The sequence below is a fragment of the Saonia flava genome (genome assembly GCF_011927795.1).
Classification (GTDB): domain Bacteria; phylum Bacteroidota; class Bacteroidia; order Flavobacteriales; family Flavobacteriaceae; genus Saonia; species Saonia flava.
Genome location: NZ_JAATJJ010000001.1, coordinates 1,186,285 through 1,213,278, shown reverse-complemented (window position 1 = coordinate 1,213,278; position 26,994 = coordinate 1,186,285). Strand labels below are relative to the sequence as shown.

At 36.2% G+C, this 26,994-nt stretch carries 28 protein-coding genes; 19 read left to right on the top strand and 9 right to left on the bottom strand.

Annotated elements, in window-relative coordinates; translation table 11 throughout:
- Positions 1–14 precede the first annotated feature (14 nt).
- From GGR42_RS05295 to GGR42_RS05245, 11 genes are all read left to right on the top strand, one after another.
- Complete coding sequence (locus tag GGR42_RS05295) at positions 15–1,367, top strand: dihydrolipoamide acetyltransferase family protein (protein ID WP_167961560.1); 1,353 nt, start codon at positions 15–17, stop codon at positions 1,365–1,367.
- Between the two features lie 43 nt (positions 1,368–1,410).
- The gene (locus GGR42_RS05290; protein ID WP_167961558.1) at positions 1,411–2,187 is read left to right on the top strand and encodes a 3'-5' exonuclease; all 777 of its coding nucleotides are present in this window, start codon (positions 1,411–1,413) and stop codon (positions 2,185–2,187) included.
- The gene (locus GGR42_RS05285) at positions 2,188–3,102 is read left to right on the top strand and encodes a carboxypeptidase-like regulatory domain-containing protein (protein WP_167961556.1); all 915 of its coding nucleotides are present in this window, start codon (positions 2,188–2,190) and stop codon (positions 3,100–3,102) included.
- Positions 3,099–3,710 (top strand): fumarylacetoacetate hydrolase family protein, encoded by a 612-nt coding sequence (locus GGR42_RS05280; RefSeq protein WP_167961554.1) that lies wholly within the window; start codon positions 3,099–3,101, stop codon positions 3,708–3,710. The genes GGR42_RS05285 and GGR42_RS05280 overlap by 4 nt, the downstream gene beginning before the upstream one ends.
- Positions 3,710–4,048 carry an Hpt domain-containing protein gene (locus GGR42_RS05275; protein ID WP_167961552.1) on the top strand — a complete coding sequence of 113 codons (339 nt, stop codon included), beginning with the start codon at positions 3,710–3,712 and terminating at the stop codon, positions 4,046–4,048. Before GGR42_RS05280 ends, GGR42_RS05275 begins: the two co-directional genes overlap by 1 nt.
- Positions 4,048–5,298: a competence/damage-inducible protein A gene (locus tag GGR42_RS05270; protein ID WP_167961550.1), complete on the top strand. Its 1,251-nt coding sequence runs from the start codon at positions 4,048–4,050 to the stop codon at positions 5,296–5,298. Before GGR42_RS05275 ends, GGR42_RS05270 begins: the two co-directional genes overlap by 1 nt.
- Positions 5,299–5,371: 73 nt before the next feature.
- Entirely contained in the window at positions 5,372–5,608 is a 237-nt protein-coding gene (rpmB, locus tag GGR42_RS05265; protein ID WP_167961548.1) for a 50S ribosomal protein L28, read from the top strand.
- A 21-nt stretch (positions 5,609–5,629) separates the two neighbouring features.
- Entirely contained in the window at positions 5,630–5,812 is a 183-nt protein-coding gene (gene rpmG / locus GGR42_RS05260; protein ID WP_072764828.1) for a 50S ribosomal protein L33, read from the top strand.
- A 6-nt stretch (positions 5,813–5,818) separates the two neighbouring features.
- Positions 5,819–5,971, top strand: coding sequence for a DUF4295 domain-containing protein (locus tag GGR42_RS05255; RefSeq protein WP_167961546.1), 153 nt, complete (start codon positions 5,819–5,821; stop codon positions 5,969–5,971).
- 144 nt (positions 5,972–6,115) lie between these two features.
- Entirely contained in the window at positions 6,116–7,072 is a 957-nt protein-coding gene (ftsY, locus tag GGR42_RS05250; RefSeq protein WP_167961544.1) for a signal recognition particle-docking protein FtsY, read from the top strand.
- Positions 7,073–7,204: 132 nt separating this feature from the next.
- The gene (locus GGR42_RS05245; RefSeq protein ID WP_167961542.1) at positions 7,205–8,485 is read left to right on the top strand and encodes an amidohydrolase family protein; all 1,281 of its coding nucleotides are present in this window, start codon (positions 7,205–7,207) and stop codon (positions 8,483–8,485) included.
- Between the two features lie 10 nt (positions 8,486–8,495).
- On the opposite strand, the gene GGR42_RS05240 is transcribed toward GGR42_RS05245, so the two are convergent.
- Complete coding sequence (locus GGR42_RS05240; protein ID WP_167961540.1) at positions 8,496–9,584, bottom strand: serine hydrolase domain-containing protein; 1,089 nt, start codon at positions 9,582–9,584, stop codon at positions 8,496–8,498.
- A 142-nt stretch (positions 9,585–9,726) separates the two neighbouring features.
- On the opposite strand from GGR42_RS05240, the gene rimO reads away from it, so the two are divergent.
- Positions 9,727–11,034: a 30S ribosomal protein S12 methylthiotransferase RimO gene (gene rimO / locus GGR42_RS05235; RefSeq protein ID WP_167961538.1), complete on the top strand. Its 1,308-nt coding sequence runs from the start codon at positions 9,727–9,729 to the stop codon at positions 11,032–11,034.
- A gap of 13 nt (positions 11,035–11,047) precedes the next feature.
- Here the strand turns inward: rimO and GGR42_RS05230 are convergent, their stop codons facing one another.
- The 5 genes from GGR42_RS05230 to GGR42_RS05210 are packed head-to-tail and all read right to left on the bottom strand — an operon-like array spanning position 11,048 to position 15,206.
- Positions 11,048–12,508, bottom strand: coding sequence for an alpha-L-fucosidase (locus GGR42_RS05230; RefSeq protein ID WP_167961536.1), 1,461 nt, complete (start codon positions 12,506–12,508; stop codon positions 11,048–11,050).
- A 1-nt stretch (position 12,509) separates the two neighbouring features.
- Positions 12,510–13,343 (bottom strand): sialate O-acetylesterase, encoded by an 834-nt coding sequence (locus GGR42_RS05225; RefSeq protein ID WP_167961534.1) that lies wholly within the window; start codon positions 13,341–13,343, stop codon positions 12,510–12,512.
- A gap of 4 nt (positions 13,344–13,347) precedes the next feature.
- The gene (locus tag GGR42_RS05220; RefSeq protein WP_245201398.1) at positions 13,348–14,478 is read right to left on the bottom strand and encodes a serine hydrolase; all 1,131 of its coding nucleotides are present in this window, start codon (positions 14,476–14,478) and stop codon (positions 13,348–13,350) included.
- A gap of 15 nt (positions 14,479–14,493) precedes the next feature.
- Positions 14,494–14,733, bottom strand: coding sequence for a hypothetical protein (locus GGR42_RS05215; RefSeq protein ID WP_167961532.1), 240 nt, complete (start codon positions 14,731–14,733; stop codon positions 14,494–14,496).
- 17 nt (positions 14,734–14,750) lie between these two features.
- Positions 14,751–15,206 carry an SRPBCC family protein gene (locus tag GGR42_RS05210; protein WP_167961530.1) on the bottom strand — a complete coding sequence of 152 codons (456 nt, stop codon included), beginning with the start codon at positions 15,204–15,206 and terminating at the stop codon, positions 14,751–14,753.
- A gap of 142 nt (positions 15,207–15,348) precedes the next feature.
- Here GGR42_RS05210 and GGR42_RS05205 point away from each other — a divergent pair, with 142 nt between their 5' ends.
- The 7 genes from GGR42_RS05205 (at position 15,349) to GGR42_RS05175 (ending at position 22,995) form a co-directional block, all read left to right on the top strand.
- A complete protein-coding gene (locus tag GGR42_RS05205; RefSeq protein ID WP_245201397.1) occupies positions 15,349–16,212 on the top strand; it encodes a peptidyl-prolyl cis-trans isomerase in 864 nt (287 codons plus the stop codon).
- Positions 16,199–17,650 carry a peptidylprolyl isomerase gene (locus tag GGR42_RS05200; protein WP_245201396.1) on the top strand — a complete coding sequence of 484 codons (1,452 nt, stop codon included), beginning with the start codon at positions 16,199–16,201 and terminating at the stop codon, positions 17,648–17,650. Before GGR42_RS05205 ends, GGR42_RS05200 begins: the two co-directional genes overlap by 14 nt.
- Positions 17,651–17,653: 3 nt before the next feature.
- Positions 17,654–18,607: an AAA family ATPase gene (locus GGR42_RS05195; RefSeq protein ID WP_167961526.1), complete on the top strand. Its 954-nt coding sequence runs from the start codon at positions 17,654–17,656 to the stop codon at positions 18,605–18,607.
- Positions 18,608–18,720: 113 nt separating this feature from the next.
- Positions 18,721–20,985: an aconitate hydratase gene (locus GGR42_RS05190; protein WP_167961524.1), complete on the top strand. Its 2,265-nt coding sequence runs from the start codon at positions 18,721–18,723 to the stop codon at positions 20,983–20,985.
- A 79-nt stretch (positions 20,986–21,064) separates the two neighbouring features.
- Positions 21,065–21,625 (top strand): TlpA family protein disulfide reductase, encoded by a 561-nt coding sequence (locus GGR42_RS05185; RefSeq protein WP_167961522.1) that lies wholly within the window; start codon positions 21,065–21,067, stop codon positions 21,623–21,625.
- A 2-nt stretch (positions 21,626–21,627) separates the two neighbouring features.
- Complete coding sequence (locus GGR42_RS05180) at positions 21,628–22,185, top strand: TlpA family protein disulfide reductase (RefSeq protein WP_167961520.1); 558 nt, start codon at positions 21,628–21,630, stop codon at positions 22,183–22,185.
- Between the two features lie 93 nt (positions 22,186–22,278).
- Positions 22,279–22,995 (top strand): 3-keto-disaccharide hydrolase, encoded by a 717-nt coding sequence (locus tag GGR42_RS05175; protein ID WP_167961518.1) that lies wholly within the window; start codon positions 22,279–22,281, stop codon positions 22,993–22,995.
- On the opposite strand, the gene GGR42_RS05170 is transcribed toward GGR42_RS05175, so the two are convergent.
- Genes GGR42_RS05170 through GGR42_RS05160 form a run of 3 tightly spaced genes read right to left on the bottom strand, consistent with a single transcriptional unit; the run spans position 22,996 to position 26,984 of the window.
- Positions 22,996–24,243 carry an NAD(P)/FAD-dependent oxidoreductase gene (locus GGR42_RS05170; RefSeq protein ID WP_167961516.1) on the bottom strand — a complete coding sequence of 416 codons (1,248 nt, stop codon included), beginning with the start codon at positions 24,241–24,243 and terminating at the stop codon, positions 22,996–22,998. It abuts the gene before it with no gap.
- Between the two features lie 19 nt (positions 24,244–24,262).
- Complete coding sequence (locus GGR42_RS05165; RefSeq protein WP_167961514.1) at positions 24,263–25,264, bottom strand: 4-hydroxyproline epimerase; 1,002 nt, start codon at positions 25,262–25,264, stop codon at positions 24,263–24,265.
- A complete protein-coding gene (locus GGR42_RS05160; protein ID WP_167961512.1) occupies positions 25,257–26,984 on the bottom strand; it encodes a DUF885 domain-containing protein in 1,728 nt (575 codons plus the stop codon). Before GGR42_RS05160 ends, GGR42_RS05165 begins: the two co-directional genes overlap by 8 nt.
- Positions 26,985–26,994 lie beyond the last annotated feature (10 nt).

The following is a 26,994-nucleotide window of genomic DNA, read 5'->3' as shown; positions in this document are numbered from 1 at the left end:
GATTAAAAAACAGTATGTCAAAGTTTGAATTAAAATTGCCACAAATGGGAGAGAGTGTTGCAGAGGCAACTCTTACTTCTTGGTTAAAGGATGTTGGGGATAAAATTGAATTGGATGAGGCTATTTTTGAAATTGCCACAGATAAGGTAGATTCAGATGTTCCCAGTGAAGTGGAAGGTGTTTTGGTGGAAAAACTTTTTAATGTTGATGATGTTATTAATGTAGGTGACACCGTTGCAATAATAGAAGTTGAAGGGGAAAGCACTTATGATGATATTGAGGATGAGGAAATAGAAATTCCTGTCCCAGAGGAAACAATAAAGGAACTGCAACAGGTTATAGTGGAGGCTAAAGAGACAGTGGTCGCTCCCGTGCGGGATTATAGTGGTACGGATAGATTTTATTCTCCTTTGGTGAAAAATATAGTTAAACAAGAAGGGGTTCCCATTGCCGAATTGGATACCATAAAAGGAACTGGAAAAGAAAGTAGGGTAACCAAGAATGATCTATTGGAATACATTGAAAAAAGAAAACTTGGAAAAATAACTCCTGAGATTTCCAATGGACAGCCCAAAAAACCAGTTGTTCAAAGTGAACCGGTTAAATTGGAAAGTGTTTCAAAACCAATCAATACATCACAGTCAACATATATAAGTAAGGAAGACGAAGTTGTTCCAATGACTCGTATGGGTAAGCTAATTGCCCAACATATGTCGGATAGTGTATCTACCTCTGCACATGTTCAAAGTTTTATAGAGGTTGATGTCACCAAAATTGTAAATTGGCGTAACAAGGTTAAAGATGTTTTTGAAAAGAGGGAAGGGGAGAAATTAACCTTTACCCCAATTTTTATGGAAGCCATTGCCAAGGCTTTGAAAATGTATCCAATGTTGAATATTTCTGTAAATGGGGATACGGTTATAAAAAAGAAGAACATCAATATTGGGATGGCCGCGGCCTTACCAGATGGTAATCTTATAGTGCCGGTCATTAAAAATGCGGACCAATTGAATTTGATGGGAATGGCCAAGGCTGTCAATGATTTGGCTTATAGAGCAAAAAACAATGAATTAAAACCAGATGAGGTTAAGAACGGTACTTATACTGTGACTAATGTTGGTTCCTTTGGAAGTGTTTTTGGCACACCCATTATCAATCAGCCACAGGTGGGGATTCTGGCCTTGGGAGCTATTAGAAAGATGCCATCGGTGATAGAGACCAATGAGGGTGATTTTATTGGAATTAGAAGCAAGATGTTTCTATCACACAGTTATGATCACAGAGTGGTAAATGGTGCCATGGGTGGAATGTTTATAAAGGCCGTGGCCGATTATTTAGAGGCTTGGGACGAAAACAGGGAAATTTAATAAACCAGAGGCTGTCAAATAAATTTTAGGAGAATTTTTAATTATGGAGTTAAAACTCACAAGACCCATTTGTTTTTTTGATTTGGAAACCACAGGGACCAATGTGGCGAAGGATAGAATAGTTGAAATTTCTATATTAAAAGTATTTCCCAATGGAAATAAGGAAAGTAGGACATGGTTGGTAAATCCAGAAATGACCATACCCGATGAGGTAATTGCCATACATGGGATTTCCAATGAAAAAGTTGCCAAAGAACCAACTTTTAAGGAACTCTCCAAGGAAATTTATACCATGATAAAAGGAAGCGATTTGGGAGGGTATAATTCAGATAGGTTTGATATACCTCTGTTAGCAGAGGAAATGCTGCGATCGGATGTGGATTTTGATATGAAAAGTACTGTTTCTGTTGATGTGCAGACCATTTTTCATAAAATGGAAAAACGAACTTTGGAAGCTGCCTACAAATTTTATTGCGATAAAAATTTAACCGATGCACATAGTGCGGAAGCGGACACCAATGCAACTTACGAGGTTCTACTTTCTCAGTTGGACCGCTATCCAGAATTGGAAAACAATATTAAGAAGTTATCCGAGTTTACTACTCGAAGACAATTTGTTGATTTTGCAGGTTTTATTGCAATGGATAAAGATGGAGAGGAAATATTTTCGTTTGGAAAACATAAGGGAAAAAAAGTTCATGATGTTCTGGAAAAGGAACCAGGTTATTTTGGATGGATATTAAATGCAGATTTTCCTTTGTACACAAAAAAAGTATTGACACAAATTAAATTGAGCAAAATGAACAATAAATTGGGTTAAATGCGAGTGTCCCTATTGTTTTTTTTATTCGTTTATATCACTAGCGCTCAGGAAGTATTGTTCGAGGGGGATATTTATGATAGTAAAAACCACAATCCAATACCTTATGTGAATTTAAGTTTTTTAAATACATTAAAAGGGACTTCAACAGACGAAAATGGACATTTCTTTTTGGATATACCCACATCTCACTTAGAAAAAAAAGTACATATATCCTCTTTAGGGTATAAAGATACCATTGTTGATGCTCGAATATTGTTTAACAGTAAAAAAATAAGATTGATTGAAGAGTCCTATAAGTTAGATGAGGTGGTCTTATCTGAAAATATGGGAGACTCTTTCGTTTTAAATCCAATTAACAGTCATTCAATTACCAGTGGTTTTTCATCTTCACATACACCATGGGTTCTAGCGCTTTATTTTCCAAATATTGGGGCGCAGAATAAAGTTGTAGAAAAGGCCACTGTTTTTTTTCAAAAAACTGATTTTAGAAGATTAACATCTAAATTTCGAATACGTGTTTATGATGTAGATCCAAGAACCCAAAAACCAAGAAGAGACCTTATCAATGAAAGTATTATTTTGGAGTGTGATTTTGCTCAGGATTTTGTAAGTGCAGATTTATCTGCCTTTAAAATTAAAATGCCAGAAGAAGGTATCTATATAGGCTTGGAATGGTTATTTATCCCTTATAATTGGTATAAAATGGTAGAGAAAAGCCCAGTAACTAATAAGCATATTGTTGAAGATAGGTTTGCGCCAACTTTTGGCGGGGTTTATGTAAATGACAAAAACCTGAAAGCAATGGTATATGGAATGGGCGAATGGATTGACTTTAAAGTAAAATCAAAAGATAAATCAAAGAATTTTATTCCCGCCATAAGTTTAAAACTGTCCAAAGAAAAAAGTAAATGAAAATTATTTGTATAGGTAGAAATTATGTGGACCACATTAAAGAGTTGGAAAATGAGAGGCCAACGGAACCAGTGGTTTTTATAAAGCCAGATTCTTCAATATTGCCAAAGGAGCAGGATTTTTATATCCCAGAATTTTCCAATGATATTCATTATGAGGTAGAAGTTTTGGTTAAAATAAAGAAAGTAGGGAAGCATATTGACAAGAAATTTGCGCACACTTATTATGATGAAGTAGGTCTTGGAATAGATTTTACAGCAAGGGATTTACAGTCAAAATTGAAGGAAAAAGGATTGCCTTGGGAAAAAGCTAAAGGTTTTGATGGTGCTGCCGTAATTGGAAAATGGTTGCCCAAGACAATTTTTAAGGATTTAAACAGTTTAAATTTTTCGTTATTAAAAAACAATGAGCTTGTCCAGAATGGAAATACGAGCCTCATGCTCTGGAAAATAGATGAGCTCATAGCCTATGTGTCCACCTATTTTATGTTAAAAAAAGGAGATGTTATTTTTACGGGAACACCTGCTGGAGTTGGTAAAATAAGTACAAATGACTACCTTTCTGGAAAGTTGGAAGATGAGGAAATGTTTACAGTTAAAATTAAGTAATGATTTATAGTTTAGATAAAATAAATGAAATGGCGGAAGGTGATACGGATTTTATCACATCTGTAATCTCCGTTTTTTTGGAAGAAGTCCCGGCTGATCTGGAGGCTTTGGAAGTTGCCATTGAGGGAAAGGATTATGAGAATATCTATAAATTGGCCCATAAGATAAAACCTAATGTGGATTTGTTGGGAATGGAACAAACCCGGGCCACTGCTTTGGAAATAGAAACTCTGGGAAAAGATCCTGAAAATGAACTGGAAATTAAAGAGAGATTCCCTCTTTTAAAGAAGGATGTTCTTCAGGTAATTTCGGAGCTTGAAAAAGATTTTGATTTTTAATGTTTGCAGAAATTATAACCATTGGGGACGAAATCCTCATCGGTCAAATTGTGGATACCAATTCTGCCTTTATTGCCAAGGAACTTAATAAAATTGGTGTTTCGGTCTATCAAATTACCTCCGTACAAGATAATAGGGAGCATATTTTAAATTCTTTAAGTGAAGCTCAATCACGGTCTAGTATTGTTATTCTAACGGGAGGATTGGGCCCAACCAAGGATGATATTACCAAACATACGTTGTGTGATTTTTTTAATGACACCTTGGTCAAAGATGAAGAAGTATTAAAACATGTAGAAGAGCTTTTTCAAAAGCATATAACCACCACCACTATATCTGACTTAAATAGAAGGCAAGCTTTGGTGCCCTCTAAGGCAAGTGTTTTGCACAATGCATATGGAACCGCTCCTGGGATTTGGATTCAAAAGGATGAAACTGTGTTTGTTTCATTGCCTGGTGTTCCTTTTGAAATGAAAAATCTTATAAAAAATGAAGTGATTCCTAAAATTCAAGAAACATTCAAACGTCCTTATATAGTCCATAAAACCATTATGACCTATGGCATGGGGGAAAGTGGAATAGCTGAAAAAATTGAACCTTGGGAAAATGGCCTGCCCAGTTTCGTAAGTTTGGCATACCTGCCCAATTTGGGGAGAGTTAGATTGCGATTAACTGCAAAGGGAAATAATAGGGAATTGCTGGTAGATGCAGTAAACGAAGAAGTTAAAAAATTATATACTCTAATTGGTGATATTATATATGGAGAAGAAGAGGATGAAACTATAGAGGCACTTGTCGCTAAACTATTGACATCTAGGAAAATGACCTTGGCTACGGCAGAAAGTTTTACTGGAGGGAAAATAGCAGAAAGAATAACGGCCATGCCAGGGGCTTCCAATTATTTTAAAGGGAGTGTGGTGAGTTACGCCACACAAACCAAAATCGAAGTTCTTGGTATTGATGAGGATTTGGTAAAAAAACATTCGGTAGTGAGCCAGGAAGTGGCGGTATCAATGGCCTCGAAAGTAAAGCAACTGCTAAAAACTGATTTTGCCATTGCCACGACTGGCAATGCGGGGCCAACCAAAGGTGACTCTGATGAAGATGTGGGAACAGTATTTATTGCCATCGCCACTCCCAAGGATGTTTTTGCCAAAAAATTTAATATGGGAAACCATAGGGAAAGGATAGTAGAAAAGTCTGTAAACAAGGCATTTGAATTGCTGCAAAAAGAAATATTAAAATTCTAAAAAAGAATTTTGTACGTCCCATAAAAAAGATATAAATTTGCACCCTGTTTAAAATCACACAAAAAGTAGTGTAATGTCAAAAGTTTGTGAAATCACCGGAAAGAAGGCTATGTTTGGTAATAACGTATCTTTCTCTATTAATAAAACCAGAAGAAGATTTGACGTAAATCTTTCTAAAAAGCGTTTTTATATTCCAGAAGAGGACCGTTGGGTTACTTTAAAAGTATCTGCAAGAGCTTTAAAAAGTATCAACAAGAAAGGGATTTCTGCAGTTTTAAAAGAAGCAAAAGGTAAAGGGTTAATTAAGTAATCCTGTTTAATTTATATAACTATGGCGAAGAAAGGCAATAGAATTCAAGTTATATTAGAATGTACAGAGCATAAGGAGTCTGGAAAGCCAGGTACTTCTAGGTACATTACTACAAAGAATAAGAAAAATACTCCAGATAGGATGGAAATCAAAAAATTCAACCCTATCTTAAAGAGAATGACAGTTCATAAAGAGATAAAATAATAAGTCATGGCAAAGAAGACCGTAGCCTCGTTGCAAACGAGTTCAAAAAGATTAACAAAAGCCGTAAAAATGGTAAAGTCACCTAAGAGTGGTGCATATACTTTTGTAGAATCAGTAATGGCGCCAGAATTGGTGAATGACTGGTTGAATAAGAAATAACAAGCTTACCAAGTATTTTGGTTGGAAAGCCACTTTCATATGAAAGTGGCTTTTTTGTTTTTAGAACTTTCTAAAAAACGCAATTTTTACATTGCTAGAATTATCATCATACTTTCCTATCTTTGATTTTCTATTTTAATGTAAATGAGCTTATTTAAAAATATATTTTCTTCAAAGAAAAAAGAAACTTTGGACAAGGGCTTGGAAAAGACCAAGACCTCATTTTTTAACAAATTAGGAAAAGCTGTAGCAGGAAAATCCAAAGTTGATGATGATGTTTTGGATAATCTTGAGGAAGTTTTGGTGACTTCCGATGTTGGTGTTAACACTACCCTTAAAATCATTGACCGAATTGAGGCTCGGGTATCCAAGGATAAATATATGGGTACTGATGAACTCCAAACAATTCTTAGGGAAGAAATAGCAGGCTTGCTTTCGGAAACTAATATTGGAGAGGAAACCGAGTTTAAAATTCCAAATACCAAAAAGCCTTATGTAATAATGGTGGTTGGGGTAAATGGAGCAGGTAAGACCACTACCATAGGTAAATTAGCACATCAATTTAAAAGCCAAGGATATAAGGTGGTATTGGGTGCTGCCGATACTTTTAGAGCTGCTGCAATTGACCAATTACAGGTTTGGGCAGACCGTGTTGATGTACCTATTATCAAACAAAAAATGGGTAGTGACCCGGCCTCCGTTGCTTTTGATACCTTGAGCTCGGCAGTAACCACTGAAGCGGACGTTGTTATAATTGATACAGCTGGCCGTTTACATAATAAGATTAACTTAATGAACGAGCTTACCAAAATAAAGCGTGTGATGGACAAGGTGGTAGATAATGCACCACATGATGTATTGTTGGTTTTGGATGGTTCTACAGGTCAAAACGCTTTTGAGCAGGCCAAACAGTTTACAAAGGCCACAGAAGTAACATCATTGGCAGTCACTAAATTGGATGGAACAGCAAAGGGTGGTGTGGTTATTGGTATTTCTGACCAATTTCAAATTCCTGTTAAGTATATTGGGGTAGGTGAAGGCATAGAAGATTTACAAGTCTTTAATAAATTTGAATTTGTAGATTCTTTTTTTAAACTTTAAATGTCCTTGGAGTATTTTAATGTGAGTGTTTTTGGAATTTATCAGGTCATAGTATGCTGGTTTATCTAGATGCAATAATTGTAATGCTGAATTCATTTATTAGTGTTTTTAGGAACAAATAATTCTTTGAAAATGAAAGCGTGCTGTTTTTTGTTTAGTTCTCTTTTATTAATTACTCTTACGGCTTGCCAAAAGCCAAAAACTTCTGATATTACTGCTATCATGGGAGCGAGGCTTATAGATGGAAATGGAGGTGCGCCTATTGAAAATGCTGTTGTTTTAATTGAAAATGGACGAATTTCTGCTACAGGGCCAGCCAATGATATAAAACTTCCCAAGAATACGATTATTATTCAAGCTGAAGGGAAAACAATGATTCCTGGCTTGATCAATACACATGCTCATGTTGGGTACAGGGATGAGGTGAACCCAGAACATTACTCAACACAGCAAATTCAAAATCAATTGGAGCTATATGCCCGTTTTGGAATAACTACGGTAGCAAGTTTAGGAGAAGATAGGGAACAGGCGAGGGCTTTTCAAGCAATTAATGATACTGTTAAGGCTATTGGCAGGGCCAGACTGTATATTGCAGGGGAAATAGTTTCGGGAAATACCGTTGAAAGTGTACAAGAAATAGTAAATAGAAACGCGAAAAACAAAACTGACTTTATAAAAATTAGGGTAGATAACAATAGGGGACGTTCTAATGCAATGCCTTCTGAAATTTATGATGCAATTATTGAACAGTCCCATAAACACAATCTTATGCTTATGGCTCATATATATGACCTTGAAATAGCTAGAGATTTGTTGGAATCAGGGGCCGATTTCTTAGCGCATAGTATTAGGGATAAAGAAGTGGATCAAGAGCTGATAGAACTTCTAAAAACAAAAAATGTTTGTTATTGCCCAACCTTAACAAGGGATTTATCTACTTATGTGTATGGTGAAACTCCTGATTTTTTTTCAGATCCTTTCTTTATTGAAAATGCAAATACTTTAGAGGTGGTTATGTTAAAAGATCCAGATAGACAAACAAATGTTAGAAATGGAGAAGATTATGAAGCAAATCAAGAGGCATTGAAAATGGCATTGGTTAACCTAAAAAAAATAGCGGATGGAGGAGCTACAATAGCTATGGGTACGGATAGTGGAATGCCAACCCGTTTTCAAGGTTATTTTGAGCATTTGGAATTACAGCTTATGGCGAAAGCAGGAATGTCCCCAATGGCAATAATAGTTGCTTCAACCAAAGATGCCGCAAATTGTTTGAAACTTACAAATGTGGGTGTTTTGGAAAAAGGAAAATTGGCAGACTTTGTTCTGTTAGAGGCTAATCCACTGGATGATATAGTAAATACCAAAAAAATAGCATCTGTTTGGATAGGAGGAAAAAAGGTGGAACGCTAAAAGGATAATTTTATTCAATTAAATCATTTAGTTTTAGCCAAAGGTTGTTATCAAACGAAGAGGGCCCCAATTGTTCCGCGTCGGCACTATCACCCATACGTACAACCACTAATCCTTTGCTGGGAACAACATATAATTTTTGGTCAAAAGCTCCTAGTCCAGCAATTAAATCATCTGGCGCGCTGGGAATTAGTTTACCAGTAAATAACTCCTCCGAACCTGGTACTTTATAACTGTTTTTGCCATTTAGCCACCATAGATAACCATAGGATGTATTTAAGTCTTGTGAGGTATTTGTCATTTGGTTGAAAATGCTTTCATCTGTTAAAATGGAAGTGCCATCCCAAATACCTTTGTTTAAATTTAAAAGCCCAAAACGGGCCATGCTTCTGGCAGTGCTAAAATATAGGTTATTGTACCCTATTTTTAACCAAGAACCTTGCATTCCAATTCTGTCTCGTACTTTTTCATAAAAATACGTTTTGTAATCTTTACCTACAGCTCCAGAAATGACTTCATCCAATAAGGTATATGGTGCATTATGATAGTACCAATAAGTCCCTGGGTCATTTTTGTAAAGCAGGCATTCTTTATCAGTGCAAAAAATATCATCTGTATAATCCAATCCACTGGTCATTGTTAAATGATGTTTGACGGTGATAAGTTGTTCTTGTTCAAGAGTAAGGCTAGACCAACCTTCTCCCATATAATCAGATGACGGGTTGTCAATAGATAGAAGACCTTCTTCTTGAGCAATTCCAATAGTAAAGGCGGTCAACGTTTTGGCCGCAGAATTCCAAGTATGACTTTTTGAGGCGTCAAAATCCCCAAAGTATTTTTCTAAAACAATTCTACCATCTTTTAAAACCACAAAAGCATCCGTATTGTGGTCTTCAAGAAAGTCATATAAGGGTTGTTCGGCATCTGGATTCCAATCTAGTTCTTCCACTGAAATAGTTTCCCAATCAGATGAATTTATTTTCGGAAAGTACATGGCCTTCACCTCGGGAGATGGTTCAGGGTCATTGTCCTTGTCTTTTGAACAGGAAATTAGTGTAATGGAAAAAAGTGAAACCAGAAAAATGATTTGGACTTTCATATCAACTTTTTATTATTGGATTTCAATTGGTTATAATGGTTTAACGTAAAAACAAGAAAAATAGTTTTTAAGCTGATTCTTCCTTGATCAAATTGTATTTTTGCACCTGCCTTACAGATACGTAGGCCTCATTTTCAGATTCATGCGGACAAAATCACTTAAAAAGAACAAAATTAATGTAGTAACTCTGGGGTGCTCCAAGAATGTATACGATTCTGAAGTACTTATGGGTCAATTAAAGGCCAATAAGAAAGAAGTAGTACATGAGGGAGAGGGTAATGTAGTAGTAATAAATACCTGTGGTTTTATTGACAATGCCAAAGAGGAAAGCGTTAACACCATTTTGGATTTTGTACAAAAGAAGGAAGCTGGCGAAGTAGATAAAGTGTTTGTTACTGGCTGTTTAAGTGAGCGGTATAAACCCGACCTACAAAAGGAAATTCCAAATGTAGATGAATATTTTGGAACAAGTGAACTTCCAAATTTGTTGAAAGCCCTGGGTGCGGACTATAAGCATGAATTGATAGGTGAAAGACTAACCACTACCCCTAAGAACTATGCCTATTTAAAAATTGCCGAGGGTTGTGATAGGCCTTGTTCTTTTTGTGCTATTCCTTTGATGAGAGGAAAACACAAAAGCACACCTATTGAAAATTTGGTAGCAGAAGCCAAAAGCTTGGCGGCCAATGGAGTCAAAGAACTAATTTTAATTGCGCAGGACCTAACTTATTATGGTTTGGACCTCTACAAAAAAAGAAATTTAGCTGAGCTGCTGCAAGAATTGGTAAAGGTGGATGGGATTGAGTGGATTCGTTTACATTATGCCTTCCCTACTGGTTTTCCAATGGATGTTTTGGAAGTAATGAAGAATGAGCCTAAAGTGTGTAATTATTTAGATATTCCATTGCAACATATCTCTGATGCTATTTTAAAAAGTATGAGAAGAGGCACAACACAGGTAAAAACCACAAAGTTGTTACAAGATTTTAGGAAGGCCGTTCCTAATATGGCCATAAGAACCACACTAATAGTTGGGTATCCGGGTGAAACAGAGGAAGACTTTAATATATTGAAGAACTGGGTACAGGAGATGCGTTTTGAACGATTAGGGTGTTTTGCCTATAGCCATGAAGAAAATACCCATGCGTACAAGTTGGAGGATGATGTTTTGGACGAAGTAAAACAACAGCGTGCCAACGAGATTATGGAGCTGCAATCCCAGATTTCTTGGGAATTGAACCAAGAGAAAATAGGGAAATCCTTTAGATGTGTAATTGACCGAAAAGAAGGAAACTATTTTGTAGGTAGAACGGAGTTCGATTCACCAGATGTGGATAACGAAGTATTGATAGATGCAGCCAAGCACTATCTTAAAACTGGAGAATTTGTTGAGATTAAAATCACTGATGCCGCTGACTTTGATCTATATGGTGAACCTATATCATCCTAAACATCACTTTTCCTTATTCTTTAGTTGCTAGGAACACTTCAAAATTGGAAAGGGCAGGAATAGCGTTGGCGTCTACTATTTTTATTTTAATCTTCCTAGTAGTTACGTTTTCTATCCTTATTAATCTTTTGTACCCTATGGTTGTTTCATTGGAGATGGATTTCCATGCTCCATTTTCTTCAATTGAAACTTCAAATTTTTCTATTCGCTGACCATACTTTATTGGTTCTTGAAGTAATAATCGATTAAAAGTAATAGGTTTTTCAGTTTCTATAATTAATTCAGCAGAAAGAACTGAATCATCTGTTGTCCAAAATGTTTCAGAATTGCTATCCAAAATATTTAGAGGAGAAAAACGTTCATTTTCCAATCTGTAATTGGATGCGGTTACCTTTGCACCTTCCACCAAATTGGTTTTAAAGGTTTCGTCTATTATTTCTTTGAAACCTTTTAAGTTCTTAACATCATTAGAATGGATTAATCCTTTTTTGTTTGGAGGAAGGTTCACTAATAAAACGCCATTTCTTCCAACAGACTTATAATAAATATCAGTCAACTGCTTGGGTGTTTTTACCAAGCTGTCCTGTGCTTCATGGTAAAACCATCCAGGACGTATGGAAACATCACATTGGCCAATAAGCCATGAATTCCCATCCGATTCGCCTATATTTAAATAATCTGCCATATCACCTCCAATGGTAAGTTCATTACCATTTATAGAAGACCAAAAGGTTTGCCCAGCATGACCATGTTCATTTCCTACCCAACGAATATCTGGCCCAGCGTCGGAAAAAATCATAATATTGGGTTGCAGATTTTTGACCAAAGAAAAAGTGTTTTCCCAGTCATAATAAGTACTTCTATCAATTTTTCGCTCTTCATTGGCCCCTCCATAAAACCCATCACCACCATTAGCACCATCGAACCAAATTTCGTTTATTTCGCCATAGTTCGTCAATAATTCCTTTAACTGATTTCGATAGTAGGTAATGTATTCTGGTTTGCCATAATCAGCATGGTTTCTATCCCATGGGGATAGATAAAGGCCAACTTTTAGCCCATGCTTTTTACAGGCATCAACAAATTCCTTGACCACATTTCCTTGTCCATCTTTATAGGGACTGTTTTTTACACTATGCTCTGTAAATTTGCTGGGCCATAGACAAAAACCGTCGTGATGTTTTGCAGTAAGTATCAATTCCTTTAATCCACCAGCCTTTGCTGCCAAGACCCATTGTTCTGCGTCTAATTCCTCTGGGTTAAAAATTATTGGATTTTCGTCACCATAACCCCATTCTTTATCAGTATATGTATTAACTGTGAAATGTATAAAACCCACCATTTCCATTTTTTGATAAGCCAATTGTTGTACTGATGGAACAACAGTTTTGGGTTGAAAATCAGCTATTTTTTCTGTTTTGCAACTTGTTATTATAAGAATAAGAGAAAATAGGGGGAAGATTGATTTTTTCATGTTATTGGATATATTGTAGATAAGTTTTGCCATAGCGCTGTCCCATAATTCTGAAACTTTCTGTGCTAAAGTGAATTTTATCGCCTTTGTCTGGCAAATCTGATAGTTTTACTACTTTAGTATTGGAATCAATTGATGGAAAGTTATTAATTATTTTAGTAATAGCTCCCCATTCTTCAGGTGTTTCAGAATACCCTCCTAATTCTCCTAAAATGATGGGTAGGGAGTCATTTTCAATTTCAGACCTAAAATTTTTAAATAGACTTGTTAATTTCTTTTTATAATGTGGGATATCTTTTTTGTGGGCATCACTTTCTCCCTGATGCCATAATATGGCCTTTATGGAACCATATTTTTTTCCTATTGCTACTTTTCTTTTAAAGTTTGAAAGTAATTGAACATCTCGATGAATGGAGTCATTGAGCCATTGAGTTACTGAGCTTCCACCAACAGCGGTAGGTAGAATTAATAAAGAAACACTATCTGGAATATGTTCTAATAATTCATGACCAAAAGAAAGGCCACAATCCAAACCAACCAAATTGGATTCGTAAAAATGAAGGGGCTCTTTAGCGTAAATTAATTCATCTTTGGAATTAATGGAAAGAATCCGAGGATGTGATAGAGTGTCCTTGTGGTCCACTATACCTCGTCCTGCCATATTGGATTGCCCAGCCATAATAAAAACCCATAAGTTTTCTTTATTGGGGGTATTCTTTACCATTTCTTCTAATCTAGGAAAATTAAGTTTGCTTTCGTCCTTTTTTGTTTCTGCACATGCAAGTACAAAAACAAAAACAAAAATAAGGATTGGGAGTGTTTTTTTAAAAATCATGGGTTTATCGAGTTAATTCATATTTATACAATTCTCTTCCCAGTTGCGCCAAAAATGGAATACCAACTTCTTCAAATTCATAGGTATTGTCGTTAAAAATCCCATTTTTATTCACTAAAAGGGTTGCGGTCAACAAAAACTCCACATTGTTTTTAGAATCCAATATATAGGCGCAGTCGGTTAGTGTTCCATACGCATACCCCACTTTATTATAAACCTTAATATAATCTGGAATGTTTTCTTTGGAATCTCCGTAAATAAAGAATTTTCCATAGCTATCATAGTAGGTTTTTGGGTTGTACCCAACATCCTTTGGTAAATTGGACATGGAGGACAACAAAAAATCTCTTTGCGAGACACTTAGGTGAAATTGTTCAGCATCCTTAAATTTTTCTGGGAAAAGAACTCGTTTTAAAACATTATGTTGTGCATCTATTGGATATTTATTTTTTAGACTCATGTTAAACGGTTCATTGATAAGGAAATCGTCTTCTATGAAACCTTTTCCTTTTAAAACACCTTTTTCTACTAATGGTACAGGGGAAGTGTTAATAATGGGAATACTTGTTGTGGTTGTGCTGTCATTTAGATAAATAATCAAGGGTTTGGTTGTAATCTCGTAGGCATTGTCTGTTGAAAGTCTATGAGAAATTCGGACTCCTTCAATTCCCTTCTCTTTAAGCTTTTGATTGATTTCATCTTGACCCAAAAACTCTACCAATCTATTATTGGCCTCATTGTCACTTACCGCAAATATTTTGGTGATTTCTTTGGCAATTGTGGTTTCAACAGAATCACCTTCTACATAAAAAAGAGTATTCATGGTCAGCGAATCTAGCCCATTTAGTTTTTCTAAAGCCAAAGTAGCAATTGGAAATTTAACGGTACTCGCAGGATAAAAGTAGCGCTGGTTGTCCACCTGAAAATCATAATCTTTAAAAAAAACACTATCATTTTCTCGTTTAATATGGGTGTACCTTATTTGTACCTCATATTGGCCTATACTATCCATAACCTTTTTAATCTTGGAATCATTTGATGATAAAACTATTTCCAGAGGATTGTGATTCTTAGTCTGGGAACAAGAAATCCAAAGCAAGCAGCACCCTAAAATAATGAGTATTTGTTTTTTCAAGTCTGGTTGGTTTGGTCAATTTTCATACACTTCACCACGATGGGGTTTTAGTGAATCTCTCACTTTAATCATATGTTTTTCGTTAACAACCATATAGGCAATGCTATGCATATCGTTGATGGTACTATGTCCGGTAATTTTGCATTCCAATTCTTCGGCTGCTATATATTCTTTAAGGTGTTTTTCATGGTGTTCGGATGTCATACCTGCGGTTGGGCCCCTAAAATCCCAAATTAATTTTATTCTTCTATTCAAGTCGGTAGTATTTATCTTTAGGATTTAGAAACAGAAATTCCTTTCTCTGCAAAGGCCTTGAAATCTTCAGCGTATTTATAGGACTGTTTTTTAAAGGCTCCTGGCATAAGAAAACCCATTGCCTTCATCATGAAACTGGAGAATTGAAATTCACTTTTAGAAATCCATTTTGTTGTATTTGCATCAACCTCTTCAAAATAATTTTTTTGAATATTGTGCACTCCTTTGGTGTCATATGTGGCATGGAACTCTTCTGGAAAATTTCTTTTAATGATGGTTTCTATTAAGGACATTTCCCGCTTACCCATTTTATAATCCAAACTCATTCTTGCACCTTCTTGCCCAGCGCTCCCGGACAGCAGTTCATATTTTACCAAACCTCGTTGCCAATGCTTCATATTATCAGCATTGTCCAGCTTCTTGATAAATTCTTCCCTGGGCAGGTTTACAATAATTTCTGTAGTATATTTCATTTTTGCCCCGTATTTCTTACTAATTTAATAAATATAGGATTCATAGGGTGCTAAAAATGTGTTAATCCCCTATTTTATAACTTGTGCAAGATAATGTAATTGTTATTTTTGCAGGATGCAGTTTTTTAATAGAAAAGGGTGGATGTTCATAAAAGTTGCACAGCCCATTATGATGTTGATTTTTACGGTTTCATGTGACTCTTTTTTTAGAAAAGAAGCAGAAAAGGAACCTTTGGCCCGTGTTGGGGAAACCTATTTATACAAAGAAGATGTCCAATTGTTGTTGAATAGCAATATGTCCAAAGCGGATAGTGCATCGTTTGTTACCAATTATATTAATAATTGGGCTGCCAAGCAATTGTTAATGAACAAGGCGAAAATAAATTTGTCAGAAGATAAATTGGCTGAGTTTGACCGGCTCGTGAGCAATTATAGAAATGATCTTTATACTGGGGCTTATAAAGAGGCGTTGGTTCAGCAGGCCCAGGATACAGCGATAAGCCTTTCAGAATTGCAGAGTTTTTACGACATAGAGAAAGAGAATTTTAAACTAAAGGAAAAAATTGTCCAACTTAGGTTTATAGAACTTCCCCCGCAGTTTTTGGATAAAGAAGCTGTAATCCAAAAATTAAAGGATTTTGAAGCGGAGGATGTCCAGTATTTGGATTCAATAGGGGTGCAGTTCAAAAAATTGAATTTTAATGATTCCATCTGGGTAGCATCATCGAGGGTGATCGATGAAATTCCTCCACTGACCTATGAAAATGAAGAGCGATACTTAAAAAAATCACAATTTTTTGAGTTGCAGGATTCATTAGGGGTATATTTGGCGAAGGTTATTGATGTTTTGGAAGTAAATGATATTGCGCCATTACAGTATATAGAGCCAACTATAAAACAGGTTCTTTTGAATAGAAGAAAGCTGGAGTATGGTAGACAACTGGAAACTGAAATTATTGACGAAGCCATTAAAGAAAAAGAATTTGAAGTATATGAAAAAGACTAATAAGACTTTTGTACTAATATTGGGCATGTTTTTTACTGTTTTTGGGTTTTCCCAAGAGACGAATGAAATGCCAGATACTCAAGTAGAACCAGAGGATATGGTTGTGGAGGAGCGTGGAGATTTTAAAAAGGATTCCACTCAGAATTTTAAGAGGGTCAAATTGGACGGTATTGCTTCTGTTGTTGGGGACTATGTGATATTGGATTCGGACATAGAAAAAACACTGATTGATCTTAAAACCCAAGGGGTTTCCGCAGAAGATATTAGCCATTGTAGCCTCTTGGGCAAGTTAATGGAAGACCGTTTGTATGCCCACCAAGCCGTTCAGGATAGTATATTGGTCTCCGATGATGAGGTGAATGCAACTAGTGATAGACAAATACAGGGCTTGGTAGCACAAATAGGCTCTATGGAAAAAGTGCTTAAATTTTATAAAAAGGAAGATGTAGAAAGTTTTAGGGAGGAACTTTATAAAATTAATAAATTAAGAATGCTTTCTGAGAGGATGCAGTCAAAGATTGTAGGTGAAATTCAGGTTACTCCAGAAGAGATAAGACAGTTTTTCAATAAAATCCCTAAAGATGAAAGACCTATGATTGGGGCGGAATTGGAAATTTCCCAAATCGTAAAAACTCCTAAAGCCACTGACGAAGAAAAGCAAAAAGTCATAGATAGATTAAATGCCATAAGAGCAGATGTGCTGGATAATGGCTCAAGTTTTAAGGTAAAAGCTATCCTGTATACTCAGGACCCAGGATCAAAACCCAATGGAGGATTTTATAGTATTACCAAAGAAACAGGTTTTGTAAAAGAATTTAAAGATGTTGCTTTTAGTCTCGAAGAGGGAGAGATTTCTGAACCTTTTGAGACCATTTTTGGATACCACATAATATTTTGTGAAAAAATAAGAGGACAGGAAAGGGATATTCGGCATATTCTAATGGCTCCAGAAGTTCCACAGGAAGCAATTAATGAAGCTAAAGCCGAGCTGGATAGCATTCGCCAAAATATATTGGATGGTAAGTTTACTTTTGCGGAAGCGGCACTTAATTTTTCTGATGAAAAAGAAACTAAATTCGATGGAGGTGTACTGCGTAACCCCAGTGATTTTAGTGCCCGTTTTGAATTGACAAAAATGGATCCAACATTGTACAATCAAGTGAGAAACCTTAAGGATAATGAAATTTCCAGACCTATTATGGAACAAGATGAAAGAGGAGCTGGAGTTAAATATAAAATTTTAAAAATTTCCAATAGATATGATGAGCATCAGGCAGACTTTGCTCAGGATTATCTTAAAATCCAGGAATTGGCACTTAGGGAAAAGCAGTTCAATGCTATTAAAAAGTGGATGGATGAGCATATAGAGGATACTTATATAAGTGTAAACGAGGCAAATAAAGATTGTGATTTTGCCAACAACTGGGTTAAAAAATAATATATGTCAGACGTTGCCGCTATCGAAAATCTGGTTAAAAAACATAAATCCTTAAAGCAAGAGATTGCGAAGGTTATAGTCGGACAGAATGAGGTAGTGGACCAAATACTATTGTCTATTTATACTGGAGGCCACTCCCTTCTTATCGGAGTGCCCGGTTTGGCAAAGACCCTTATGGTGAATACGATTGCCCAGACTTTGGGACTGGATTTTAAGCGTATTCAGTTTACACCAGATTTAATGCCCAGTGATATTTTGGGAAGTGAGGTATTGGATCAAAACAGAAGTTTTAAATTCATTAAGGGGCCTATATTTTCTAATATTATTTTGGCTGATGAAATAAATAGGACACCCCCAAAAACCCAGGCAGCATTGTTAGAGGCTATGCAAGAAAGAGCGGTGACCATTGCGGGACAGCAATACAAATTAGAGCTTCCTTATTTTGTTTTGGCAACTCAAAACCCAATAGAGCAGGAAGGTACTTATCCTTTGCCAGAGGCACAATTAGACCGCTTTATGTTTGCCATTGAACTTAAGTATCCATCGGTAGAAGAAGAAATTGAAGTGGTTAAGAAAACTACTTCTGATAATGTTCCAGAGGTAAAATCCTTGTTCAATGCAAAAGAGATTATTGAAGTACAGCATTTGATACGTAGAATTCCTGTGCCGGACAATGTGGTTTCCTATGCTGTGAATTTAGTAAATAGTACTCGTCCCAATTTAGAATCTGCTGTAGATTATGTAAAGCAGTATATTGATTGGGGAGCTGGACCAAGGGCTTCTCAAAATTTGGTTTTGGGAGCAAAGGCCCATGCTGCAATCCATGGAAAATTCTCTCCGGATATAGAAGATGTAAAAGCAGTGGCCATGGGAATACTGAGACATCGAATTATAAAAAATTACAAGGCAGAGGCAGAAGGTGTATCAGAAGAGGATATTATCACAAAATTGCTATAAAATTCTATAGTTTTTCTTCTTAAAAATTCGCATATTACCGTAGCAAATTATTTTCTTTGCACTACGGATTTTCTTAAATTTGTAGAATTACTCAAAACTTAAAATATTAGATAATGGCATTTGACATTGATATGATTAAAAAGGTATATGCTAACATGGCTGAACGTGTTGACAAGGCACGTGAAGTGGTTGGTAAACCCTTAACTCTTTCGGAGAAGATTTTATATTCACATTTATGGGATGGAAAAGCTACTAAGGCTTTTGAAAGAGGTAAGGATTATGTGGATTTTGCGCCGGACCGTATCGCGTGTCAAGATGCAACCGCTCAGATGGCATTGTTACAGTTTATGCAGGCAGGGAAACCTAAAGTAGCTGTTCCTACCACGGTGCATTGTGATCACTTGATACAGGCTAAAATTGGTGCAGATAAGGATTTACAAAATGCGTTGAACAATAGTAGTGAGGTTTTTAATTTTTTAGCCTCTGTATCGGATAAGTACGGAATTGGTTTCTGGAAACCGGGAGCTGGAATTATACACCAGGTAGTTTTGGAAAATTATGCATTTCCAGGTGGAATGATGATTGGTACGGATTCCCATACGGTAAATGCTGGTGGATTGGGAATGGTTGCCATTGGTGTTGGAGGCGCAGATGCTGTAGATGTTATGGCAGGAATGGCATGGGAACTTAAATTCCCAAAATTAATTGGAGTTAAATTAACCGGAAAATTATCGGGTTGGTCAGCACCAAAAGATGTTATTTTAAAAGTAGCTGGTATTTTAACTGTAAAAGGTGGTACAGGAGCTATTGTTGAATATTTTGGAGAGGGTGCAAAATCTATGTCAGCAACTGGAAAAGGCACCATATGTAATATGGGAGCAGAAATAGGAGCTACTACTTCTACCTTTGGTTATGATGCTTCCATGGAACGTTATTTAAGGGCAACTGACAGAAATGATATTGCCGATGCAGCCAATAAGGTAAAAGAACATTTAACAGGGGATGATGAGGTATATGCTAACCCGGAAAAATATTTTGATCAAGTAATTGAAATTAACCTGGACGAGCTCAAGCCACATATCAATGGACCATTTACACCGGATTTGGCAACAATAGTTGGTGAAATGACGGAAAAAGCAAAAGAGAATGACTGGCCATTAAAAGTAGAATGGGGTCTAATAGGTTCTTGTACCAACTCCTCATATGAAGATTTGTCCAGAGCAGCTTCAGTAGCAAAACAAGCGGTGGACAAGGGTCTGGTTGCCAAGGCTGAATTTGGTATCAACCCTGGATCCGAACAAGTTCGCTTTACAGCTGAAAGAGATGGTTTGCTGGATATTTTTGAAGATTTAAACGCAAAAATATTTACTAACGCCTGTGGACCATGTATTGGACAATGGGCTAGAGAAGGGGCAGACAAGCAAGAAAAAAATACAATTATACATTCCTTTAACCGTAACTTTTCTAAAAGGGCGGATGGTAACCCAAATACGCACGCCTTTGTTGCGTCACCAGAAATGGTTGCAGCTGTTGCTATATCAGGACGATTGGATTTTAACCCAATGACAGATAAATTAGTCAATAATGATGGTGAGGAAGTTATGTTGGAAGAACCAACTGGTTTGGAATTGCCACCTAGAGGTTTTGATGTGGAGGATGCAGGTTTTGTAGCTCCTATGGAAGACGGTAGCGGTGTACAAGTTGTGGTTTCTCCATCTTCGGAAAGATTACAGTTGTTAGAACCTTTTGAGCCAATTGGAAGCAAAATTGAAGGGGCCAAGCTATTAATAAAAGCATTTGGAAAATGTACAACTGATCATATTTCCATGGCGGGTCCTTGGTTACGTTTTCGTGGTCATTTAGATAATATTTCCAACAACTGTTTAATTGGTGCAGTAAATGCATTTGGTAAAGCAACAAATAAAGTTAAGAATCAAATAACTGGAGAATATGCCCCAGTGCCAGATACTGCTCGTGCATATAAGGCCGCAGGAATTAAATCTATTGTAGTGGGAGACCATAACTATGGAGAAGGTTCTTCCCGTGAACATGCTGCTATGGAACCCCGTCATTTAGGTGTTGCAGCGGTAATTGTAAAATCTTTTGCACGTATTCATGAAACCAATCTTAAAAAACAGGGAATGCTTGGGTTAACATTTGTCAATGAATCGGATTATGATTTAATTCAGGAAGATGATACATTTAATTTTATTGATTTAAATGAATTTGCTCCTGGTAAACAGTTGACTTTGGAAGCGGTCCATGCAGATGGTTCTGTTGATACCATTCTGTTGAATCATACCTATAATGCGCCTCAAATAGAATGGTTTAAAGAAGGTTCTGCACTTAATGTAATCAAAAAAGAGAATGCCGCATAGTTCCTCATAGTAAAATAAGTAATTAAAACTCCTGAAAATCTTCAGGAGTTTTTTAGTTTTGGCGAAACCTAAATTGTAAATGAAACTTAAGAAGAAGACGCTTTTAAACATACTCCTCATTGCTTTTGTATTGTCTTTTTTTGTTACCCCTTTGGGTTTTTACGGAAAGGTTTTGTTACATAGATTATTTGCGCCACGTCCAACAGTAATTGTTGAAAGCAAAAGAGAAAAAATTGCGGATTACGATTGGCGACTAAAAGATGCTGATTGGAATTTCTTCAATTTTAAACAATCGGAGGGAAAGGTGGTTTTTATAAACCTTTGGGCCTCATGGAAATTACCATCTTATGCAGAATTAACAAGTATTCAAAAATTGTATGATGCCTACGGAGACAAAGTGGATTTTTATATCATTACTAATGAGTTAAGAGAGCCTGTAGAAACCTTTATGGAAAAACATGGATTCACTTTTCCGGTTACCTATCTTATCATAGGGGATAAAATGCCTATAGATTCGAAGGTAGTGCCATCGTCTTACCTAATTGACAAAGAGGGAAGTGTGGTGGTTTATGAAAAGGAGATTGCTAGTTGGAATAGAGGTAGAGTACATAAGTTGCTAGATGAGCTGATTTCTAAATAATAATGAAATTTAAAAAGGACCAAATTGTTAATGGACTACTTATTCTAGGAGTGATTCTTTTCTTATTTACACCAGTTGGTTTTAAGATGAAAGTATTAATGAATAGGTTATTGGCTGGTAGTGTGGATACTTTAAAAGAAGAATTGCAAGTCCCATTAGATACTTACCAATGGCAATTGGTCGATGTGGATGGAAACACGTTGAATTTTGAAACTGAAAAGGGTAAGGTTGTATTTGTAAATTTTTGGGCAACTTGGTGTCCTCCTTGTGTAGCAGAAATGCCAAGCATACAAGAACTTTACAATGACTATGGCGAAAAAGTTAGTTTTGTAATGGTAGCTGAAGACAAAGTACAAAAAGCAAAAAATTTTATTACCAAAAAAGAGTATAACTTTCCAGTATACTTTAGCAAAAGTAAGGCTCCGGATATATTGAAGTCAAAAGTGATACCCACTACCTATATAATTAATAAAAAAGGACACATCGTAATTGCTGAAACGGGAGCTGCCAATTGGAATAGTAACAAAACCAGATTGTTCCTAGATGATCTTTTAAAATAAGTCCCCTTTATTCATTAGGAAGAGTCATTTTATTTGGATAAATTGAAGTACAATTTATTAATGATTTGTGAATAATTTAATAGTAAACCAAACATGAAAAAACTAATAACGCTTTTTTGTTTATCGGTGTTGGCCTTTGCCTGCAAGGATGTTAAGAAGGAAAAAATTGATACTGATGTATCAGAAGAAGTAGTCGTCGAATCCAATGAATGGGTTTCTTTAATGGATGCCAAGCACTGGCGGGGGTATAATATGAGCAATTTACCTGATAATTGGAAGATTGAAAATGGCATCATTGAATGTTTTGGAAAGGCAGGGGATTCAGGTGGGGATATTATTTCAATGAAACAATATGATAATTTTGAACTTAGTTTGGAATGGAAAATAAGTGAAGGCGGAAATAGTGGAGTCTTTTACCATGCGGTAGAAGATACCATCTACCATTCACCATACCAAACAGCACCAGAATATCAAATTTTGGATGATGTAGGTTTTCCTGAACCTATTGAAGATTGGCAAAAAACAGGTGCCAATTATGCCATGCATTTAGCGAATGATAAGAAAAAGCTTAAACCTGTAGGTGAGTGGAATTCTACCAAAATTGTTTTTGACCATGGAAAAGTTCAACACTGGTTGAACGGGGAAAAAATTGTGGAGTTTGATAAGTTTACCGAAGATTGGAATACCAAAAGAAATAGTGGTAAATGGAATGATTACCCTGACTATGGTAAAACCAATTCAGGTTATTTGGCACTACAAGACCATGGAGCTGGGGTTTGGTTCCGGGATGTTAAAATAAAAGAATTATAACTAGAATTTTCTTTCTGGATTAAAACCGTCTATGTTCATAGATGGTTTTTTGTTTGTAAGAACTTCAGAAATCAATTTTCCCGTTGCCGGTCCCAAACTCCATCCCATCATGGCGTGTCCAGTGGCAATACTTAGGTTATTGTATTTGGACGTTCTGCCTATATATGGCAATCCGTCTGGTGAAACAGGCCTTAGGCCATATTGGGCTTCTAATTTTTCCTCTTGGGTTATGGTTAAATTATTGTAATAATTACTGGCTGCCTGGGCAATTGCGGCAACCCTTTCTTTTCTTATTTTGTTATTGATTCCAGATAGTTCCATAGTGCCTGCAAAGCGAGTAAAGCCCCTCATAGGCGTAACAGCACATTTGGCTTCCATTAAAACTGCAGGTAATTTCACAGGAGTTTCCCTATGCACATTGATGCGGTACCCTTTTCCAGGTTGCACTGAGATGTTCAATCCTATTTTTTGGGATAATTTCTGACTCCAAGAACCAGAGGCCAACACAATTTCATCTGCAGAGTATGTACCTTTGTCAGTAATAATTTCCTTGATTTGATTACCACTTAATTTAAAGTCCTGCACTTCTTCATTAATTTTGAAAACGACATTTTGTTTCTTTAAATAGGTTTTTAACTTTTTCATGATTTCAGTTGGTGTGGTATGGGCATCACACTCATAATGGACAGCTCCCAAAATTTCATTGCTAAGATTGGGCTGTAAAGTATTCAATTCACTTAATAAAAGTTCTTTTACTTCCAACCCAATGTCCTGGGCTCTTTTGGCAACTTCTTTTTCATGTTTTCCTTCTTTTTCAGTTTTGTAGAGCATCAACAGGCCTTTTTTTTCCAATTGAAAATCACCCAATTCACCGGAATCATATAAATCCGTATATAATTCCTTGCTTAAAAGATTAATGTCCTTAATCAAAGGAATGGCCTTTTCTACATTGGCTTTGGAAGATGATTTATTAAAGCTCCATGCCCATTTTATAAAATCCAAATCCAATCTGGGTTTCATATAAAAAGGACTGCTACTGTTGAACATCCATTTAATGCCTTTTGCCATCATCCCAGGTGAGGCCAAGGGAATAATATGGCTAGGGGTTAAATAACCAGCATTTACATAGGACGCACCACCACTTAAATCTGATTTGTCAATAATGGTAATGTTATAATCTTCTTTCAAAAGATAATAGGCACAGCTTAACCCTACGATTCCTCCTCCAACAATAATGACATTTTTCAATACTTTCTACTTTTTCATATTAAATTACCTGAAACCCTTCTGCATAAGGATCTTCCTCATCAATTAATATTTTATTGTAACCGTAAATACGGGCCCAACCTTCAATGCTGGGTACAATGGCCTTTTTGTTCCCAATGGTAGTTTCTTCCTCAATGCGACCCACAAACTGACTTCCAATAATGCTTTCATGTACAAATTCATCACCTTTTATGAGCTTACCTTTGGCATACCATTGCGCCATACGAGCAGATGTTCCAGTACCACATGGTGATCGATCTATAGCTTTATCCCCATAAAAAACCGCATTTCTTGCGGTAGCCTTGGGTGAAATGGTTTTTCCTGTCCACAAAATATGACTTAAGCCATTTATGGTAGCATCCTCTGGGTGAACAAAAGAATGTTTCTTATTTATTTCATCCCTTAATATTCTACTCCAACCAATCAATTGTTCGGCTTTATAGTGTTCCAGACCTTTAAAGTTTTCTTGAGGGTCTATAATTGCATAAAAATTGCCTCCATAGGAAACATCAATTATAAGTTTTCCTAAACTTGGGCAATGAACTTCAATATTTTCTTTTGCCAGGTAGGATTTTACGTTGGTCAATCTTACAGAGGTTACTTTCTTTCCTTCTTGGGTGTACTTTATTTTTACTAAACCCGCTGGGGCCTCCATTTTAAGCTCACCTTCTTTTTTAGGTTGAATTAATCCTTCTTCCAGGGCTATGGTTACTGTGCCAATGGTTCCATGTCCGCACATGGGAAGACAACCACTAGTTTCTATAAATATGACCCCAAAATCATTTTCTGGATTACTTGGAGGATAAAGAATGCTACCGCTCATCATATCATGTCCACGCGGTTCAAACATTAACCCTTTACGTATCCAATCATACTCTTTTAAAAAATGTTGTCGTTTTTCACTCATGTTGTTCCCAACAAGTATGGGACCGCCCATTCTTACCAATCGAACTGGATTTCCGCAGGTATGGGCATCAATACAACTAAAAGTATAACTACTCATTTATTGTTTTTGATATATAGGCATTGATTCTGTTTTCCAAAGTAGAAAGTGTTACAGTTCCCTGTTCCAAAATTACTTCGTGAAAGTCCCTAATGTCGAATTTACTTCCCAGTTCTTTTTCAGCTTTTTTTCGCAGCTCCCTTATTTTAATTTCACCCATTTTATAGGATAGGGCCTGCCCAGGCCATGAAATATATCTATCTGTTTCTGTATTTATTTCATGTAAGGACAAAGCTGTGTTAGAAGACATATAATCCACAACTTGCTCCCTTGTCCAACCTTTTGCATGAATTCCAGTATCTACCACCAACCTACATGCTCTCCACATTTCATAGGTTAATTTTCCAAAATGTTCATAAGGAGTTGTATATATACCCATTTCCTCAGCTAAAAATTCAGAATAAAGCCCCCAGCCTTCTCCATAGGCCGAGAGATATAAATTTTTTCTGAATTTTGGAATACTGTCTCCTAGCTCCGAATTTAAAGCACCTTGTAAATGATGTCCTGGGACTGCTTCATGAACGGTTAAAGAAGGCAGGGTGTAAAGTGTCCGGCTTGGGAGGTCATAGGTGTTTACCCAATAATAACCTGGTTCTGTACTGTTGGCACTGGTCCCCACATATCTGCCTCCTGTGTATTTTGGTGCTATCGCATCTGGAACTGGAGCTACCCCATATGGTTTTCTGGGAAGAGTTTTGAAGAATCTTGGTAGTTGGCCATCTACTCTTTTTGCCATGTCCCTAGCAATCATTAATAACTCCTTGGGGGTTTTTGCATAGAATTGTTTGTCCGTTCGTAAAAAACTCAGAAAATCTTGAAAGGTTCCCTGAAAATTAAGTTCTTGAATTATTTTTTCCATTTCGGCCTTAATTCTTGCCACTTCTGCTAACCCAATTTTGTGGATGTCATCTGCAGTATAATCTGTACTGGTGGTGTAAAAATTAATTTTATTCTGGTAATATGCTTCCCCGTTCGGAATTTCAGAGACTCCTAGGGTAGTTCTGGTGTTGGGTAAATAATCCTCCTCAAAAAATGATTTTATACGCCTAAACTGAGGAATTACATTGGTTTTAATGGTCAATTCTGCAACTTCAAGAACTGAGTCTTTTTGTTCTATAGTTAATGACTCTGGTAAGTTTTTAAAAGGTGAATAAAAAAAACTGTCTTCAAAATTGTCTACAATATGGGTGTTGTATGTTGACTCATATTCTTTAAAAATAACTTTGGGTTGGGAAACCCCTTTTTCCAATCCTTCTTTGATGTTTTTTAATTGTTGGTCAACACGGACGGGTATAGCGTTTAATTTTCTTAAATAATTCTTGATTTGTTCATAATTTGTAAGTGGTCTTACCATGTAGGGGAAACTTACATGAAAACCGGAATCTGAAAGTAAAGGATTTAAATATTCCCCATATTCATAATAATCTATTTGTTCTTCAAGGACAAATTTTAAAAGTTCGGCCGATATTTTATCAGTCCCATTTAAGTCATCAATTTTAACCTTGGACAATTCATCCAGTATAGTTTGTGCAAATTTGGCACTTTCATGATAATGTTCTTTAGTATAGATGCCCAAAGGATATTCTTTTTCATCGTACCCCTTATAATCTTGGTATTTTTCAATTATTTGGTTTAATGCAATTTCTGAATCCGATAGGTTAGAATGCTCTTTTTTACAACCAATACAAACAATCAAAAGTGATATCAAGATTTTTTTCATATACCAGGAA